Source organism: Flavobacterium myungsuense (genome assembly GCF_042677265.1).
Taxonomy (GTDB): Bacteria; Bacteroidota; Bacteroidia; order Flavobacteriales; family Flavobacteriaceae; genus Flavobacterium; species Flavobacterium myungsuense.
Genome location: NZ_JBHTIZ010000024.1, coordinates 44900 through 64165, shown reverse-complemented (window position 1 = coordinate 64165; position 19266 = coordinate 44900). Strand labels below are relative to the sequence as shown.

Below are 19266 nucleotides of genomic sequence, written 5' to 3'. Positions count from 1 at the left end.
TATACTATTTTAAAATAATAATTATGAACATTTTTGTTGGAAGCCTTCCATTCAGTATTGAGGAAGCAGATTTAAGAGAGTCTTTTGAGGCTTACGGTGCAGTAGATTCTGTAAAAATTATTACTGATAAATTTACTGGAAGAAGTAAAGGATTTGGTTTTATTGAAATGTCAAATGATGAAGAAGCTCAGAAAGCAATCAACGAATTGAATGGAGCTACTGTTCAAGGACGTGCAATTGTTGTAAACAAATCTGAACCAAAACCAGAAGGAGAAAGAAGAAGTTTCAACAACAACCGTGGTGGTGATTCACGTGGTGGTTATGGTGGAGGAAACAGCCGTGGTGGAGATAACCGTGGCGGTGGAGACAGAGGAGGAAGATATTAATATTTTTTTCAATCATATATTAAAAAAGGTGTCTATTTACATTGACACCTTTTTTGTTTTTCCTCACCACAGCCCTCTCCAAAGGAGAGGGAGTTGAAAAAGGATTTGATTTATAGATTAGCAACTAACCAATCTCCAACTTCACTAGTTGAATATGTCTTAGCTCCTTTTACAGCTAAGTCTTCAGTAACAATTCCTTGTTCTAACGATTTATTTACAACACTTCTTATTGCTTCTGCTTCTGCCGTTAATTTAAAAGCATCTTCAAACATCATTGCTGCAGATAATACCGTTGCTAGAGGGTTTGCAATATTCAAACCAGTTGCTTGAGGGTATGACCCGTGAATTGGTTCGTACAAAGAAGTATGCTCACCAACAGACGCTGATGGCATTAATCCCATTGAACCTGAAATTACAGATGCTTCATCGGTTAAGATATCGCCAAATAAATTTTCGGTAATTAACACATCATATGAGTTAGGCCATTGCACCAATCGCATGGCTACTGCATCTACAAATTCATAGCTTACCGTTACTTCTGGATAGTCTTTTTCCATAGCCTGAACGGTTTCTCTCCATAAACGTGAAGTTTCCAAAACGTTTGCTTTGTCTACACAACACAATTTTTTAGAACGTGTCATTGCCAATTCGAAACCTTTTTTAGCTAATCGTTGAACCTCTGCTCTAGTATAAACACAGTTGTCAAAAGCCGTTTCTCCTCCGTCTTTTCGCCCTTTTTCTCCAAAATAAATACCGCCAGTCAATTCTCTCAAAAAAACCAAATCAGTTCCTTCGATTCTTTCTCTTTTTAAAGGAGAATTATCAATTAAGGATGGAAAAGTAAAAGTTGGACGAACATTAGCAAACAAACCTAATTTTTTACGCATCAATAACAAACCTTGTTCTGGACGAACAGGTGCGCTTGGATCGTTATCATATTTAGGATGTCCGATAGCTCCAAATAAAACAGCGTCTGCTTTCATACAAATTTCGTGAGTTTCATCAGGGTAAGGAACTCCAACAGCATCAATGGCGCAAGCGCCCGTAAGTGCAGGTGTCCAAACTATTTCATGATTGAATTTTTTTGCAATAGCGTCAGAAACTTTAACCGCTTCATTGATTACTTCTGGTCCGATTCCGTCTCCGGCTAAAAGGGCAATGTTTAATTTCATTACTTGTATTAAATTTAGTGTTTATATTGTTTTTTTAATTAATAATTACATTTAGCATTTTTTGAGTTGCTATAATTGCAGCCACTGTTTGGTCTGAATCCAATCCTCTAGTTTTAAATTCTTTACCGTTATTTGTCCAAGTAATTATAGTTTCACATAAAGCATCAGAACTACTTCCTGGCGGAATGCGAACAGCATAATCAATCAACTTAGGCAGATTCATTTTCTTAGTTTTGTAAATTTTAGAAAGCGCATTCATAAAGGCATCAAACTGACCGTCACCTTGCGCATTTTCTTCAAAAATTTCTCCATCTATTTTTAAGCATAAAGTCGTAGAAGGTCTTAATCCTTTTGAATGAACCAATACATAAGATTCAACTGTGATTTTTTCTTCATAGGCTTGACTGTCTAAAACATCAGAAATAATATATGGTAAATCTTCTTTGGTAACTGTTTCTTTTTTATCTCCAAGCTCGATAATTCGTTGTGTAACTAATTTTAAGTCTTCTGGGTTTAGTTTTAGCCCAAGTTCTTGAAGGTTTTTTTCGATATTAGCTTTACCTGAGGTTTTCCCTAAAGCATACTTTCTCTTTCTGCCGAAACGTTCTGGAAGCAAATCATTAAAATACAAATTGTTTTTGTTGTCTCCATCAGCATGAATGCCAGCAGTTTGAGTAAATACATTATCACCAACAATAGGTTTATTAGCTGGTATTCTGTATCCTGTAAAAGTTTCAACCAATTTACTTACAGAATACAATGAAGATTCTTTAATATCGATTTTAATCTCAGGCAAAAAGTCATTAATAACAGCAACTGTACTTTCTAAAGGGGCATTTCCGGCGCGTTCTCCCATTCCGTTTACCGTAACATGAAGCCCATTAATCCCAGCTTTTATTGCTTCTAAAACATTGGCAACACTTAAATCGTAATCATTGTGCGCGTGAAAATCAAAATGAATTTCTGGATATTTTTTTGTGATTTTAGAAATAAATTCAAATGTTTGTGACGGAATTAGAACGCCTAAAGTATCAGGCAATAATATCCTTTTTATAGGCTGTGTTACCAAAAAATCTAAATATTGAAAAACATAATCAGGAGAGTTTTTCATGCCATTACTCCAATCTTCTAAATAAACATTGGTTTCAATATTATTATCTTGTGCTAGTTGAATCGTTTGGGCAATTTCGGCAAAATGTTGCTCAGGAGTTTTCTTCAATTGATGCGTCAAATGGTTTAACGAACCTTTAGTCAATAAATTTTGAACTTTAGCACCTGCATTTTTCATCCATTCAATAGAAACGCCACCGTCTACAAACGACAATACTTCTACCCTGTTACCGTATCCTTTTTCTTCAGCCCATGAAGTAATTCCTTTTACGGCTTGAAACTCACCTTCGCTTACACGAGCAGATGCAATTTCGATACGATCAATATTTAATTCTTCTAGCAATAATTGCGCAATGGTTAATTTTTCTACAGCAGAAAATGACACTCCAGAGGTTTGTTCACCATCTCGGAGCGTTGTATCCATTATTTCAATTTTTCTTTTTTCCATGCTGAATAGTTTTCGGATTACCTCAAACCCTATTTTAAATTAAAATAATCCTATACTATTTTATAATAATATAGGATTGTTATTTTGAATACTAAAACGAATGCTAAAAACTTATATCAATAGTTTATCTGCAAATGTTACAATTTCTTCTTTAATGTTTTGCAAATAATCAATGTCATCAAACCCATTAATCATATTGTCTTTTTTATATCCAGAAATATCAAAAGATTCTTTTTCTCCAGTTGATTTAAGCGTAATGGTTTGTTCTGGCAAATTAATTTCTAGTTCCGTTTTTGGATCAGCTTCAATAGCTTTAAAAATTTTGTCCGCAAATTCAGGACTTACCTGAACAGGTAAAACACCAATATTCAAGCAATTGTTTCTAAAAATATCAGCAAAAAAACTTGAAACTACTGCTCTAAATCCGTAGTCATAAACTGCCCACGCTGCATGCTCTCTTGAGGATCCTGAGCCAAAGTTTTTACCTCCAACAAGTATTTTACCACTATAGGTAGGATTGTTTAATACAAAATCTAATTTTGGAGAACCGTCATTATTATATCTCCAATCACGAAAAAGATTATCTCCAAAGCCAACACGTTCAGTTGCTTTTAGGAAACGAGCGGGAATAATTTGGTCAGTATCTACATTTTCAATAGAAAGAGGTACTGCAGTACTTGTAAGTATATTAAATTTATCGTAAGCCATTTTATTTTGTTTTACCGCAAAGACGCAAAGGCGCTTTGCCTTGTTTAATTTATTTTATTTATTTAAATCAATAGTTATTTACAAATCTTTTAAAACCATTTTTAATTATAGGAACATTAAAATTTATTAAAAACCCCATTCTTTTATCTGCTAATTTAAGATAAGATATTATTTGTGCTTGATGTACTGGTAATATTGTATCTACAGATTTTAGTTCTAAAATTATTTCATTTTCAACTAAAACATCAATTTTGTACTCTTTGAACAAATCAAAACCTTTAAATTGTAAAGGAATACCAACTTGACTTTCTGCTGAAATATTTCTCAACTGCAATTCTCTCAAAAGACACATTTCATAAACTGACTCCAATAATCCTGGCCCCATAATTTTTGAACCTCAAGACTAGCTAAAAAAATATGCTTGGCTAGTTCTTCATATCTATTAATATTCATTTACTTTTTTCTTAGTGCCTTTGCGTCTTTGCGGTGAAAAATTAAATAAGTTCTCTAGGGTCGGTTAAAACTCCAGTAACTGCTGCTGCTGCTGCCATAAAAGGACTCGCTAACAATGTTCTAGAACCTGGTCCTTGACGTCCTTCAAAATTTCTATTTGACGTACTTACCGCATATTTACCAGCAGGAACTTTGTCGTCATTCATAGCCAAACAAGCCGAACATCCTGGCTGACGCAATACAAAACCAGCATCAGTCAATATTTCAAGAATTCCTTCTTCTTTAATTTGAGCTTCAACCACATGTGAACCTGGAACCAACCAAGCGGTAACATTATCTGCTTTTTTTCTGCCTTTTACAATAGATGCAAAAGCTCTAAAATCTTCAATACGCCCGTTAGTACAACTTCCCAAGAAAACATAATCTATTTGTTTTCCTATCATCGCTTCACCTTGATTATACCCCATATAAGCTAACGATTTTACATAGGTTTCTTCACCCTCTGCAACATCTTTTGCATCTGGAATACTTTTAGAAATTCCTAATCCCATTCCAGGATTGGTTCCATAAGTTATCATTGGTTCAATATCAGCGGCATCAAAAGTGATTTCTTGATCAAATGTAGCACCAGCATCCGTTTTCAGTGTTTTCCAGTAGGCAACTGCTGTATCCCACGCTTCCCCTTTAGGAGCATACAAACGCCCTTTTAAGTAATCGAAAGTAGTTTGGTCAGGAGCTATCATTCCTCCACGAGCACCCATTTCAATACTTAAATTACAAACAGTCATACGGCCTTCCATAGTCATAGTTTCAAAAACATCACCAGCATATTCTACAAAATAACCCGTAGCTCCTGAAGTAGATAATTTAGATATAATATATAAAGCAACGTCTTTTGGTGTTACTCCAAATTGAAGCTTACCAACTACGTTAATTCTCATTTTCTTTGGTTTTGGCTGCATAATACATTGAGTAGAAAGCACCATTTCTACCTCAGAAGTACCTATTCCGAAAGCAATTGCTCCGAAAGCACCGTGTGTAGAAGTATGAGAATCACCACAAACAATAGTAGCTCCTGGCAATGTAATTCCGTTTTCTGGCCCTACAACGTGTACGATTCCATTTTTCTTATTTCCTAAACCCCAGTGACTAATTCCATATTCGTTAGAATTTTCTTCTAAAGCTTTTAACTGATTTGCCGATAAAGCATCTTGAACTGGCAAGTGTTGATTTATAGTTGGTGTATTGTGATCAGCGGTTGCAAAAGTGCGTTCTGGATACAAAACAGAAATTCCTCTTTCTTTTAAACCTAAAAAAGCAACAGGACTTGTAACTTCGTGAATGAAATGACGGTCAATAAAAAACACATCTGGTCCATCTGCTATTTTACGCACAACGTGAGAATCCCATACCTTGTCGAATAATGTAGTACTCATTTTAAAAATTTTTAAGTGTATATTTTAAATAGAATTTAATTTTCTATGTTTATAAAAATAGCTACAAATTTAAAAAAAGAAATAGAGTAATCAATTTTAATATTTAAATTTATACGATAACCAAACTTTATTTACTTTGTACAACGCCATCTTTTTCTTATTCAGATGATTTCAAATTCGTTTTATTTGGCTTGTAGACCAATATTAATTGCTACATTAAGCTATTAAAAGGATTTAAAATAGTTGTTAATTTGATATTATTTTTTCAACAATATCAATAAATAATAAAAAATAATTTAACAAAGCACTAAAATAGGTTGAAAATTAATAATTACCAGCCATTAAAACATATAGTCAAACAACATTTCAACATTCATTAACATGTAAAATAAATCACGTTTCAAGCGGATGTAATAGAATAAAATACTACGACATCCAAAATAATAAAATTTGTATTATTTTATAAAACAGCAAACCTAAAAGCTAAGGTAAGTTTGTAGTAATTTGTAGTTTTTTGTTAATAACTTCTAGGTGGTTTTCACTTAAAAAAATCTAAATTTGATTTTCAACAATTGCGAATAATTTAATTTGCAAATTCTTCATTTTCAATTATGTATTTAATATTCGATACCGAAACTACAGGTTTGCCAAAGCGATGGGACGCTCCAATTACAGATATAAACAATTGGCCACGTTGCATACAAATTGCTTGGCAACTGCATGACGAAATGGGGAAGCTCATAGAGCATCAGGATTATTTGGTAAAGCCCGAAGGTTTTAATATTCCTTATGATGCCGAACGGATACACGGAATATCAACAGAATTAGCTGATGCTGAAGGAATCACACTAGCTGATGTTTTAGAAAAATTCAATAATGCTCTATCAAAAACTAAATTTATTGTTGGTCAAAATTTAGGTTTTGACATCAATATCATGGGTTGCGAATTTTATCGATTGGGTATTGAAAGTCCGATGAGTGAAATGCCTATTTTAGATACCTGTACAGAAACAACTGCATCCCTTTTGAAATTACCTGGAGGTCGTGGTGGAAAATTCAAACTACCAACTTTAACAGAATTACATCAATACCTTTTTAACAAACCATTTGCGGAAGCCCACAACGCCACTGCCGATGTCGAAGCAACGACACGATGCTTTTTTGAATTAATTCGTACAGAAGTTTTTACCAAAAAAGAACTTGAAGTTGAACAGGAATATTTCGAAGATTTTCAATTAAAGAACCCAAAACAAATTCAGCTTATAGGATTAAAACACATTAATCTAAAAGAAGCATCTGAAAAAATTCGTCAGCAACTAGGAGATAAGGTTGTAGCGCCTATTTCTAAAAAAGAACTTTCCGAAAACAAACAAATACTCATTGATACTGATTTTGTGCATTTACACAATCATACTCAATTCTCTGTTTTGCAATCAACAATAAGTGTAGCATCACTTGTAAAAGCTGCTGCTCAACAAAAAATGTCTGCTGTTGCCATTACCGACCATGCTAATTTAATGGGTGCTTTTCATTTTGTTCGCGACATTATCAATCATAATAAAACTGCCGAATCAAAAAACAAATCGGCTATAGATAATGGCGAACTTCCAACAGAAGTTTTAATAAAACCTATAGTTGGTTGTGAATTTTTTGTTTGTGAAGACCATAAAGATAAATCCCGAAAAGACAACGGCTATCAAATTGTGTTTTTAGCGAAAACCAAAAAAGGGTATCATAATTTAGCTAAAATGTCATCGCTTGCGCATACTGATGGGTTTTATTACGTTCCTCGTATTGATAAAAATTTAATAGAAGAATACAAAGAAGATATTATTGTTTTATCGGGAAATCTTTACGGAGAAATTCCAAGTAAAATTTTAAATTTAGGAGAAAATCAAGCTGAAGAAGCACTCCTTTGGTGGAAACAACAATTTGGCGATGATTTTTATATTGAAGTCATGCGTCACAATCAAGAAGACGAAAACCGTGTTAATGAAGGCTTGATTTCATTAGCAAAAAAACACGATGTTAAGATTGTAGCCACCAATAATACATTTTACATCGAAAAAGACAATGCCAATGCTCACGATATTTTGCTATGTGTTCGTGATGGCGAAAAACAAACCACCCCAATAGGACGAGGTCGAGGCTATCGGTATGGGTTGCCTAATCAGGAATACTATTTCAAGAGTGGCGATGAAATGAAACAACTTTTCTACAATTTACCCGAAGCAATTTCGAATATTTCAGAGATTGTTGATAAAATAGAAATTTACAACTTGGCACGTGAAGTTTTACTTCCCAAGTTTGAAATTCCTGCTGCATTTGAAATTGAACAAGACAAAACAGATGGTGGTGTTCGCGGAGAAAATAACTATTTAAAACATCTTACCTATTTAGGCGCCAACAAACGCTATAAAGAAATCACAGAGGAAATTAAAGAGCGAATAGATTTTGAATTACTCACTATTCAAAATTCGGGTTATCCTGGGTATTTTTTAATTGTTCAGGATTTTATAGCTGAAGCACGTAAAATGGGCGTTTCTGTTGGTCCAGGTCGTGGTTCTGCAGCCGGTTCAGTTGTAGCATATTGTTTAGGAATTACCAATATTGACCCATTATTGTATAATTTACTTTTTGAAAGATTTTTAAATCCAGATAGAGTTTCTCTTCCTGATATTGATATCGATTTTGATGATGAAGGTCGAAGTAAAGTTATGGATTATGTAATTCAAAAGTACGGTTCCAAACAAGTAGCACAAATTATTACTTACGGGACTATGGCTGCTAAATCAGCTATTCGAGATACAGCAAGAGTTTTAGATTTGCCGTTGTTTGAAGCTGATAAAATTGCAAAATTAATTCCGAATTTAATTCCATCCAAATGGAGTTTATCACGGTTTTTAAGAGAGGCAGAAGGCGAGATCAAGAAAATTCTTCGTCCAGAAGATTTCGAAAAAATAAAAGAATTAATAGCATTATCTAAAGAAGATGACTTAGGAAGTGAAACCATACAACAAGCACAAATCCTAGAAGGAAATTTAAGAAATACAGGGATTCATGCTTGTGGCGTAATTATTACCCCTAGCGATATTACCAATTTTGTTCCTGTAGCAACAGCAAAGGATTCTGATTTATATGTAACTCAATTTGACAACTCTGTCGTTGAAAGTGCAGGACTATTAAAAATGGATTTTTTGGGTTTGAAAACCTTAACCTTAATTAAAGATACAGTTAAGCTTGTAAAATATAGAAGCAATATAGACCTTAATCCTGACGAATTTCCTATTGATGATGTAAAAACCTATGAGCTTTTTCAACGTGGTGAAACAGTTGGTATTTTTCAGTATGAAAGTGCAGGAATGCAAAAATACATGAAAGAATTGAAGCCAACAGTTTTCAATGATTTGATTGCCATGAATGCTTTGTATCGTCCAGGGCCAATTGCGTATATTCCTAGTTTTATTAAAAGAAAAAACGGCGAAGAACCTATAGAATATGATTTAGAAGCTTGCGAAGAATTACTAAAAGACACCTACGGAATTACCGTATATCAAGAACAAGTAATGCTTTTGTCGCAAAAACTGGCCGATTTTTCTAAAGGCGATGCCGATGTTTTGCGAAAAGCCATGGGAAAAAAACAACGCGACGTTTTAGATAAAATGAAGCCCAAATTCATATCGCAAGCGGCGTCAAAAGGACATTCTGAAGAAAAATTAGAAAAAATTTGGAAAGACTGGGAAGCCTTTGCCGAATATGCTTTCAACAAATCACATTCTACTTGTTATGCTTGGATTGCCTATCAAACAGCCTATTTAAAAGCAAATTATCCCGCAGAATATATGGCAGCAGTTTTGTCAAATAATATGAGTGATATTAAACAAGTTTCGTTCTTTATGGAAGAATGCAAGCGAATGGGATTAAAAGTTTTAGGTCCTGATGTAAATGAAAGCTTCTATAAATTTACCGTAAATGATGATTATGCCGTTCGGTTCGGGATTGGAGCTGTAAAAGGTGTTGGAATGGGCGCTGTTGAAACCATTGTTGAAAACAGAAAAGAAAGCAAATACAAATCTATTTTTGATTTAACTAAACGTATTGACTTACGTGCTGCGAATAAAAAAGCTTTAGAAAATTTAGCTTTAGCTGGCGGATTTGACTCATTTATAGGAACCACACGTGCCCAATACTTTCATGACGATGGTGACGGAATTACATTTTATGAAAAAGCCATACGGTATGGCGCCAAGTTTCAAGAAAACGAAAACTCCTCGCAAGTAAGTTTGTTCGGCGAAAGCAGCGATGTTCAAATTGCTGAACCTATCGTTCCTCCTTGCGAAGATTGGAGTACCATGGAGAAATTAGCCAAAGAAAAAGAAGTAGTTGGGATTTACATTTCTGGACATCCACTGGATGATTATAAATTTGAGATGAAATATTTTTGTAATGTGAGATTGTCAAATTTAAAAAATATAGAAACATTAGTGGGTAAAAACCTAACTTTTGCAGGAATAGTAACCAATGTACAATACCGTACTGGAAAAAACGGAAAAGATTGGGCAGTGTTTACTTTAGAAGGCTATGACGAAAGTCACGAGTTTAGAATTTTTGATGAAGAGTATTTAAAATTTCGGCATTTTTTAGTAAACAATCAATTTATTTATTTTAAAGTAAATATAAAAGACGGATGGGTCAATAGAGAAACTGGTAAAAAATCAGATCCAAGAATTACGTTTCAAGACGCCAAATTATTAGCCGATGTTTTACCTACTTTTGCTAAAAAAATTGCGATACAATTAAATATAAATGATTTGAAACTAAATTTAATTGAAAATTTAGAGAAAATCTTTCAAGCTAATAAAGGAGACCACCAAGTAACCTTTGAAGTTTTAGAAGTGGAAAAAAATAAGAAAGAATTAGAAGCCCCTACAATACAAATAGAAACTATTGTTTTAGATAATTCTGAAATTGACATTGATGATTTAGATTTTGAACAAGAAATTGAAGATCAAGTAATCCAAACAAATGTTTCTAATATTATAGAGGAGAATATAGTTGTAACAAGACTTTCTATGCCAAGCAGAAAGTTAAAGATAAAAATTTCTAATGAACTGTTACAGAATTTAGAAAAGATGCAAGTTAATTTTAAATTGAATTAGTAATAAACTACCTCGGGGCAGAGCACCAGAGGTATTAAAAAACACAGATTTCACAAATTTGCACAGAAAAATCTGTGTTAATTTGTGAAATCTGTGTCAAAAAATCGGAGCAGAGCTTCAAGGAATTAAACCTAAAGAGATTAAATTTAGAATAGAACTCCCATGAAAAAATAATTTATTGTAATTTAGCTAACCAATAAGATGCGTTTAAATGCAATCTGGAGTGACTATCAGCAACAGTCGCATCAGACCAGCCATTATACAATACATCAGTTGTATTTCCTGTGCCATCATCAGCTGGTGAACTATCTGTCACTAAAACTACTCTTCCATTGAAAAAAGTTGATGACGCACACATCACACCAGATGTACTAGTTTTTGCTAATCCAGTTTTCCAAATCATCCCTTTAACAGCAGCATTTGCTGTTGGTGTTAGTTTGATAGAAGAACCCGCACTAAATTTTAATTTTGTAACCGGTCCCTGTGCACCATTCAAAATAGTATTTGTAGCATCACTCAAAATGTTGGTAGTTGTTTGAGAAAAATTGACTAATTCTACTGTCAATCCAAATGGATTAGATTTAACAGAATTGTTTGTCATTAAATCATTCCAAATTGCCGCTGAATCTCTTCCGTCGTTATTTCTATCAGAACCATTATGATTAGCAATCATAAACAAACCACCTCCATTTTTAACAAAATTTAGAATAGCTGTTTTTTCTGCAGATGTAAATAATATATTTGGTTCATCAACAACAAAAACATCAAACTTAGATAAATCTTGAGCATTAGAAGTATTACCATAAGTTATAGAACCTCCAGAGACAATAGATTCAACATAGTGCCCTTCTTTTACCAATGCAATTCCCCAAGAAGATAATCCTCCCCGCCAATACGTTTCAAGCGTAGTTGGTGTTACGGTGAGCTGGTCTGGATTTGGATAACGTAACGGTGTTCCGCTACTGTTTTCAGAAATTACCCAATCCGCATTTCCAGCAGTTTCAGCTTTTATAGCGTCAAAAAGGAATTTTTTTGGAGTTGTTGATATGGACAAACGTTTAATAGCTCTACTGCTTTTTTCGGTTGTTGTGGTATTTATTTCATCTGAACAAGAAAATAATAAAGCAACAAATGTTAATGAAGTTAGGATTTGTTTAATTGACATATGTGAGGCATTTAAAAAATTTAGAAATCAAATTTATAATTTTTTTCTTAATTATTTTAAAAATCATAATTAAAAACATTTAATATTTAAAAAAAATGTAACAGTAATGAAAAAGAAAACCCTACCTAGAGTATCGTATTTGTGCTAAAATGTTGATTTTTTTAAAAATAAGTATTGATAATACATTCATAACTAAATCTAATTTCAGAAATGAATTTCATTACAAATAAAGCCGTAAATTTGTATTTCAATTATTAAAAGAAATTAAAATGGCATTAGCAATAACAGATGCGACTTTTGAAGAAGTGGTATTAAAATCAGACAAACCAGTAATGGTCGACTTTTGGGCAGCGTGGTGCGGTCCTTGTAGAATGGTAGGCCCAATCATTGATGAAATTAGCGAAGAATATGCAGGAAAAGCAGTAATTGGTAAAGTAGATGTTGATGCCAATCAAGAGTTTGCGGCAAAATATGGTGTTAGAAATATTCCAACGGTTCTAGTTTTCCAAAACGGAGAAGTGGTTGGTCGCCAAGTAGGAGTTGCTCCGAAACAAACTTATGCAGATAGCTTAGACGCATTGTTATAACTAGCAATCTAAATATATTAAACAGAAAGGTTTGGCGAGAGTCAAACCTTTTCTTATAAAAATGATTTTTCAAATAACCTCACATTGAATCTTTTAGTATATTTGAGTTATGAACATTGAATCACAACAGGAAAAGATTTCCAGTTTTCAACACTTAGAATTACTTGCTAATCAAGTAGTGGAAGGCTTTATTTCAGGTATGCACAAAAGTCCTTTTCATGGTTTTTCGGCTGAATTTGCTGAGCATAAAGTATACAATTCAGGAGAAAGCACCAAACACATGGATTGGAAATTATTTGCCAAAACAGATCGTCTTTATACCAAACGTTATGAAGAAGAAACCAATTTGCGCTGTCACTTGATTATCGATAATTCCTCATCAATGCATTATCCAAAACTAAAAAAAGAACAACCTTTTTATGAAAGTAAGATTGGATTTTCTGTTTTGGCTTCGGCAGTACTAATGAATCTACTAAAAAAACAACGCGATGCCGTTGGACTAAGTGTTTTTTCTAATAATTATGAATATTATGCTCCAGAAAAAGGAAGTGATCGTCATCATAGAATGCTATTGAACACTTTAGAAAATCTTTTAGAAAATACTACAGCTACAAAAAGTACAGACACTATAACATTTTTACATCAAATTGCCGAAAAAATGCATCGCCGTTCGTTGATAGTACTTTTTACAGATATGTTTCAATCTGAAAAAGAAGAAACTTTATTCAATGCGCTACAGCATTTAAAACACAACAAGCATAAAGTAGTATTGTTCCACGTCATTGATAATAAAACTGAACTGAATTTTGATTTTGATAATGCCCCAAGAAAATTTATTGATGTAGAAACAGGTGATGAAGTAAACATTTTTGCCGACACTATTAAAGAATCTTATGAAAAACAAGCTGAAGACTATTTTAGGAAAATTTCTCTGACTTGTGCTCAAAACAAAATAAAGTATGTTCCTGTAAATGTTGGAGCTAACTTTGAAAAAATATTAACAACATACTTGATTGAAAAACAAAGCTTTGGTTAATAGTCAAAAAATTAAAAAAATATTTTTCACCGAAAGGTTTGCAAATCTAAAAATCTATAGTATATTTGCAACCGCAATTAAGCAGAGGTTTGGTAGTTCAGTTGGTTAGAATACGTGCCTGTCACGCACGGGGTCGCGGGTTCGAGTCCCGTCCAGACCGCTAAAATTGGGAAAAGGTTTTCAGAGATGAAAACCTTTTTTGCCCAAAAATAGTATTTAAAGTAGTTGTGTTGTTTTCGCTACGGCTTTGTAACCCGTAGCAGGTTTAGTAGTTAGACCAATGAAAAGCTGTCCACTTTTGTGGAGAGCTTTTTTGATTTAAGGAGTTTTTTTTTAAATTTATTACAAGTTAAAGCCTTCAAGATTTGAATCATAAAAACACTTTCCGATTTTCCTTTAAATGATTTCATGTGAATCAACTGCTATTTATTTATGAAAAATATTTAAACTTACCATTAACATTTATAAAATTCCCCAGTAGTATTGGGCAACCTATCAAACTGATTTAAAATAATTTCAATAACAATTTCATTTTCTTTAACCCAAATAACCAGAGGTCTTTATAGGTTTGGATATTTAATTTTGTATACTCTTTTTTATTACAAATCAAACCATCCTTTTTAACACATTACAAATTCCCAATACTTTTGTCTTTGGGATACTTGACCTTGTAACTCAAACGAATTTTCTTGGTTTCATTGGGTTTTAAATCTAAATCCCAAGTTATAATTCCAGTTTCGGTATTTATTTTAGCTGAGTTACTTTCTTGCAATTCAACTTCAATTTCTTTATCAAGACTTAACGGATATTGGTCTTTTAACAACATTTGAACGGCTTCTTTTTTGTTGTTTCTAACTGTAATATCGAATGTAAAAGTTTGCTCTTTTTTTGAAGATAGAAATTTGGTTCCTGATTTATCGACTACCTTTTCTCTTTTTATACTAATTTTTTTGTCTCTTCCCATACTCAAATTTAATGTATCTGAAGTTTGATTGGGATTGATAAATGTTTTACCAACATACATACCTTCAAAAATAATATTGGCTTCGCCTTGAAGTAAATTGTATTTAGAATAGTCTTTTATTTCAGCTAATAAAAAAGCTTCTTTTTCGACTCTTGGTGCGGCGTAATATTTGTAGGTTGCAGGTAATTTTATTTCTTTTAAAGCTACACTATGCGCTTTTCCATTAGATAAAATATCATAAGGAATATCAATATCGAAGGAAATATTAAGTTGATTTTCTGAAACGGTTGTATAATTGGAAACGGAAGACAAATCGTTCATAACAGTTTCTTCGCCTAAAGCAATTCTAGGAGCACTACTTTGTATTTGATTACTCACACTTTTTTGCTTGTACTCATATTGTTTTTGAATACTGAATTGCAACCACCATGCATTTAAAATAGGTGCTTGATTGTTCTGATTCGGATTGCCGCTAGACAAAGTTAACTTTACTTTTTTCCAATCAATTCCAGTATTTTGAACTACTTGAGCTTTATACATCATGTTAATAGGTTCTAAAATGCTGTTGGATCGCAAATCATAAAAAGGATTCCAAGAGGCAGCATCTGAGATGTAATTGACATCTAAATCAACAGTTCCAGCAACCTCATTCATTACTTGAAGAATCAATTTTCCTTTTGAAGTTTTCTCTTCATTTTTAGTATTAACTTCAAGCCTAGCATTTAATTTTACCAAAAGCTCATTAAGTTTAATTGTCTTCTCGTCTAAAGCGTCAAAAGCATTACTTACCTCGGTTCGTTTGAGTTTGTAGTAATCAACCATTTTCATTAATTCAGTTACATTCAACCCAGAATTCAGACCAGAAATTTGCTGATTTTTGTCTAATAATTCGATGGCTTTTACATCTGAATCTCGTTCATTTTCTACCCTTTGTATTTCCTTTTTTACCAAATTAATGCTGTCACGTACTTTTTTTATTGCTGGATTGTTTTCGTTTATTTCATATTCTGAAATGTAATTATTGGTAAACTGCACAGAAAGTACAGTTATATTTGAAGGAGCACCAATTTGAACTGTATTTTCATTTAAATAATCGGCTACATTTTTTACTACAATTTCGCTAGTGCCTTTTGGCAAAAATACTTGCGCAGATTGAGAAAGTTCAACAGAATTAAAATATACGGTTGCAGCTCTAACTCTTGCCGAAGTAAAAATAGATTTTTGAGCAAAAGCAAAATTAGAAATAAAAAGGAGTACAAGTAAAGAAAAAACTGATGTTTTCATGAGTTTATATTTTAAAATGAAAATTCTTCAATAGAAGTAGAATCAATTTGTATGGTATCTTTTACTTCGGTTTTAATAAACGAATTGGCTCTGCCAGAAACATAAATAGGCATTTGATTGATGGTGTCGTCAGGAATTATAATTCCGCGACGCATCATAATATTTTTCAGATATTTTTCCTTGTTAACAGCAAACGATTTTAAATTGCCTTCTGAATTGAATTGGTACATGAAATTTCGAGGACTCGGAATAATAGTAGCCAAAAACAAACATTCGTTTAAGGTTAATTGATCGGGTGTTTTTTCGAAATAGAACTGAGACGCTTCACCAATGCCATATACATTTGGCCCCCATTCAATAATATTAAAATACACTTCTAGCATGCGCTCTTTACTTACAATTCTATTGTTTTCGAGAATATAAACGAGTAAAATTTCTTCTAGTTTTCGAGACAATGTTTTTTCGCGAGTTAAAAAAGCATTTTTTATCAATTGCATACTAATGGTACTGCCTCCTCTAGAAAATTTCTTCGTTCGAATGTTTTTCACAATCGATTGTCTGAACGCTTCTGTAATAAATCCTTTGTGCGAAAAGAAAGAAGGGTCTTCGGTGGTGAGTACTGATTTTCTTAAATAAGGCGAAATTGCATTTAATGGTGTATAGTTTGGATTGGCTTGACCCACTAAAATAGGCCTTTGCAATACGTTTTTAATGATGGCGCGATAAATGAATTCTCCGTTAAGTTTGTTCAGATTGGCTTCGCCATATTTTGTAATTTTTAAATTCTCCTTATCTAATTTGCTGTCAAAAACAATAGTGTTGGGTTTGTTTTTGTTAAATACAAAATTCAGATTGTAAATGAAATTCCCAGTGGCTTCCATTCCTTCAAAATGAGTAAAAAGACCATCGGGTAATGAAGTAATAAAATCTTGAGCCTTCATTTTTGGAATATCGATTTTTAAGGTGTAAATTTTATCTGTTTCATTGTTGTAAGAAACATATGGGTTGAATTTTATCTTATTCAATTCTACAGTAGAACTGCTGTCAATCGCTATAAAATTTTCTCCAAATAGTAAGTTATAGTTGAAATTTGCATTTTTAATTACAACATCTTTATTGGCAATTTTAGGATGGTTGACGGTAAAATTTGAAATAGATGTAAACCCATCTAGATGTAATTCTCCACTATCCATATCCATATTTGTAACTTTGAATCGAATAGAATCAAAACTAGCTTTTATATTATACCGCTCATCAAAATAGGGCACTTTTATTTTTCCGGTATCTATATTAAAGAAACGAATATCGGTTTGTTTTTTTCTAGGATCGGCAAACCCTTTTATGCTCCAGTTTTGATTAAAAGTATTGGTTTGAACAAGGATTGACGACTCAAGGTTTTTGTCAATTAGGTTTAATTTATTGAGCCTTACCGTTGCTTTTTTACCCATATCATTCATCCTCAAGGAAAGGTTTTCTAAATGCATGTCAGTAGGTACTAAGTTTAAAGCTCTATTTAGTAATTTATAGGCTAGTTTAGCATAATTGGTTTTTTTGCCAGTATCAACGGTGTCTTTGTTTTTAGACAAAAAAGCTTCGAAATTTCGACCATTTTTATTTTTTACTAATTGCAAAAAACCATTTTTGGCTTCTAATTTTTCTATTTGAATGGTTCCGGTAAGTAAACGCCAAAAGTTAATTTTTGTCTTAAGATTTTCAATGTTAAAAAGGGTGTCCGCTTTTTTTGGAACTAACAAAACGTTTTCCATTTCTACTCCAGAAATGCCTATAAAATTCGCTTTTTTTACTGAAAAGGAGCTATTATAATCCCGATCCAATTTATGCGTAATCTGAACAATGGCTTTTTGCAAAATGGCATCACGAAAAACAAAAAGACCTGCAATAACTAATGCAAAAAATATGCTAACGATTTTAGTGATTAGGAATATCTTTTGTTTTCTAGTTCTCATGTATTTTATTTAATTCAATTAGTTTGATTTACCCAAACAATTCACTTGCTACATCTTCAATTTTAGAAACCAATCGTATTTTTATAAACGTATTTTTTAATGAAATCTTATTGTACTTAGATACAAAAATGGTCGAAAATCCTAATTTCTCCGCTTCTTGAATGCGTTGGTCCACACGATTCACAGGGCGAATTTCGCCAGAAAGCCCAACTTCACCAGCAAAACAATACCCTTCTCCTATTGGAATATCCTCGTTTGAGGACAAAATAGCGGCAACCACAGCCAAGTCAATCGCAGGGTCATCAATAGAAATTCCTCCAGTAATGTTCAAGAAGACATCTTTAGTTCCCAATCTAAAACCAGCACGTTTTTCAAGAACTGCCAAAATCATATTCAGCCTTTTAGCATTATAACCTGTTGTGCTTCGTTGTGGAGTTCCGTATACTGCCGTACTTACTAATGCTTGAATTTCTATCATTAAGGGTCGCATGCCTTCTAATGTTGAAGCAATAGCAGTACCTGAAAGTGTTACATCTTTATGCGAAATCAAGATTTCGGAAGGGTTCGAAACTTCTCTTAAACCACTTCCTAGCATTTCATAAATTCCTAATTCAGAAGTAGAACCAAAACGATTTTTTAAGGACCGTAAAATGCGATACACATGATTCCTATCGCCTTCAAATTGCAAAACGGTATCAACCATGTGCTCTAAAATTTTTGGGCCAGCAATATTTCCGTCTTTAGTAATGTGACCGATTAATATAACAGGAATATTGGTTTCTTTCGCAAATTTTATTAGTTCAGCAGTAGTTTCTCTTATTTGAGAAATACTTCCAGGGGATGCTTCTATATATTCGGTATGTAAGGTTTGAATAGAGTCGATGATGACAATTTCAGGTTCAATCGCTTCTATTTGTCTAAAAATATTTTGTGTTTTAGTTTCCGTAAGAATGTAACAATTGTCGGTTTTTGATGTAATTCGTTCCGCCCGCATTTTTATTTGCTTCTGGCTTTCTTCTCCAGAAACATATAAGGTTTTGTATGGTAATTTAAGAGAAATTTGAAGCAATAGGGTGCTTTTTCCTATTCCGGGTTCACCGCCTAAAAGAATTAGAGATCCCGGAACTATTCCGCCACCTAGAACACGATTTAATTCGCCATCACAAGTATCCATTCGGATTTCTTGAGCGGAATCGATTTCATTAATTTTTAATGGTTTTGAAGCTTTTTTGGTTTCTGAGTTGCCCGATTTCCAAATTGACTTTTCTTCCTTTTGAATGATTTCTTCGGCTATTGTATTCCATTCTTTACAGGAATTACATTGTCCTTGCCATTTGGCGTATTGGGCTCCGCAATTTTGACAAAAAAAAGAAGTTTTTACTTTAGACATT

13 protein-coding genes and 1 tRNA gene are annotated in these 19266 nt (G+C 33.1%); 5 read left to right on the top strand and 9 right to left on the bottom strand.

The annotated features are described in order from the left end of the window. The first annotated feature begins 23 nt into the window (after positions 1-23). On the top strand, positions 24-386 hold the full coding sequence (locus tag ACFQ0S_RS09505; protein ID WP_379758583.1) for an RNA recognition motif domain-containing protein: 363 nt from the start codon (positions 24-26) through the stop codon (positions 384-386). A gap of 110 nt (positions 387-496) precedes the next feature. On the opposite strand, the gene leuB is transcribed toward ACFQ0S_RS09505, so the two are convergent. The 5 genes from leuB to leuC form a co-directional block, all read right to left on the bottom strand. After that, entirely contained in the window at positions 497-1558 is a 1062-nt protein-coding gene (gene leuB, locus ACFQ0S_RS09500) for a 3-isopropylmalate dehydrogenase (protein ID WP_379758580.1), read from the bottom strand. 34 nt (positions 1559-1592) lie between these two features. After that, positions 1593-3116: an alpha-isopropylmalate synthase regulatory domain-containing protein gene (locus ACFQ0S_RS09495; RefSeq protein WP_379758577.1), complete on the bottom strand. Its 1524-nt coding sequence runs from the start codon at positions 3114-3116 to the stop codon at positions 1593-1595. 111 nt (positions 3117-3227) lie between these two features. After that, the gene (gene leuD / locus ACFQ0S_RS09490; protein WP_379758574.1) at positions 3228-3824 is read right to left on the bottom strand and encodes a 3-isopropylmalate dehydratase small subunit; all 597 of its coding nucleotides are present in this window, start codon (positions 3822-3824) and stop codon (positions 3228-3230) included. Positions 3825-3891: 67 nt separating this feature from the next. Continuing rightward, positions 3892-4209, bottom strand: a complete 318-nt coding sequence (locus tag ACFQ0S_RS09485; protein ID WP_379758571.1) for a GxxExxY protein — start codon at positions 4207-4209, stop codon at positions 3892-3894. Between the two features lie 109 nt (positions 4210-4318). Beyond that, complete coding sequence (gene leuC / locus ACFQ0S_RS09480; protein WP_379758568.1) at positions 4319-5713, bottom strand: 3-isopropylmalate dehydratase large subunit; 1395 nt, start codon at positions 5711-5713, stop codon at positions 4319-4321. Between the two features lie 611 nt (positions 5714-6324). On the opposite strand from leuC, the gene dnaE reads away from it, so the two are divergent. Continuing rightward, positions 6325-10872: a DNA polymerase III subunit alpha gene (dnaE, locus tag ACFQ0S_RS09475; protein WP_379758565.1), complete on the top strand. Its 4548-nt coding sequence runs from the start codon at positions 6325-6327 to the stop codon at positions 10870-10872. Positions 10873-11047: 175 nt separating this feature from the next. Here dnaE and ACFQ0S_RS09470 read toward each other — a convergent pair whose 3' ends face one another. Continuing rightward, positions 11048-12037, bottom strand: coding sequence for a hypothetical protein (locus ACFQ0S_RS09470; protein WP_379758562.1), 990 nt, complete (start codon positions 12035-12037; stop codon positions 11048-11050). A gap of 269 nt (positions 12038-12306) precedes the next feature. On the opposite strand from ACFQ0S_RS09470, the gene trxA reads away from it, so the two are divergent. The 3 genes from trxA (at position 12307) to ACFQ0S_RS09455 (ending at position 13820) form a co-directional block, all read left to right on the top strand. Further along, positions 12307-12624: a thioredoxin gene (gene trxA, locus ACFQ0S_RS09465; protein ID WP_379758559.1), complete on the top strand. Its 318-nt coding sequence runs from the start codon at positions 12307-12309 to the stop codon at positions 12622-12624. Positions 12625-12733: 109 nt separating this feature from the next. Continuing rightward, positions 12734-13660, top strand: coding sequence for a DUF58 domain-containing protein (locus ACFQ0S_RS09460; RefSeq protein ID WP_379758556.1), 927 nt, complete (start codon positions 12734-12736; stop codon positions 13658-13660). An 86-nt stretch (positions 13661-13746) separates the two neighbouring features. Continuing rightward, a tRNA-Asp gene (locus ACFQ0S_RS09455) sits at positions 13747-13820 on the top strand. A 468-nt stretch (positions 13821-14288) separates the two neighbouring features. On the opposite strand, the gene ACFQ0S_RS09450 is transcribed toward ACFQ0S_RS09455, so the two are convergent. The 3 genes from ACFQ0S_RS09450 to radA are packed head-to-tail and all read right to left on the bottom strand — an operon-like array spanning position 14289 to position 19265. Then, entirely contained in the window at positions 14289-15908 is a 1620-nt protein-coding gene (locus ACFQ0S_RS09450) for a DUF4139 domain-containing protein (protein ID WP_379758553.1), read from the bottom strand. Between the two features lie 11 nt (positions 15909-15919). Then, a complete protein-coding gene (locus ACFQ0S_RS09445) occupies positions 15920-17875 on the bottom strand; it encodes a transglycosylase domain-containing protein (protein WP_379758550.1) in 1956 nt (651 codons plus the stop codon). 28 nt (positions 17876-17903) lie between these two features. Continuing rightward, positions 17904-19265: a DNA repair protein RadA gene (gene radA / locus ACFQ0S_RS09440; RefSeq protein ID WP_379758547.1), complete on the bottom strand. Its 1362-nt coding sequence runs from the start codon at positions 19263-19265 to the stop codon at positions 17904-17906. Position 19266 lies beyond the last annotated feature (1 nt).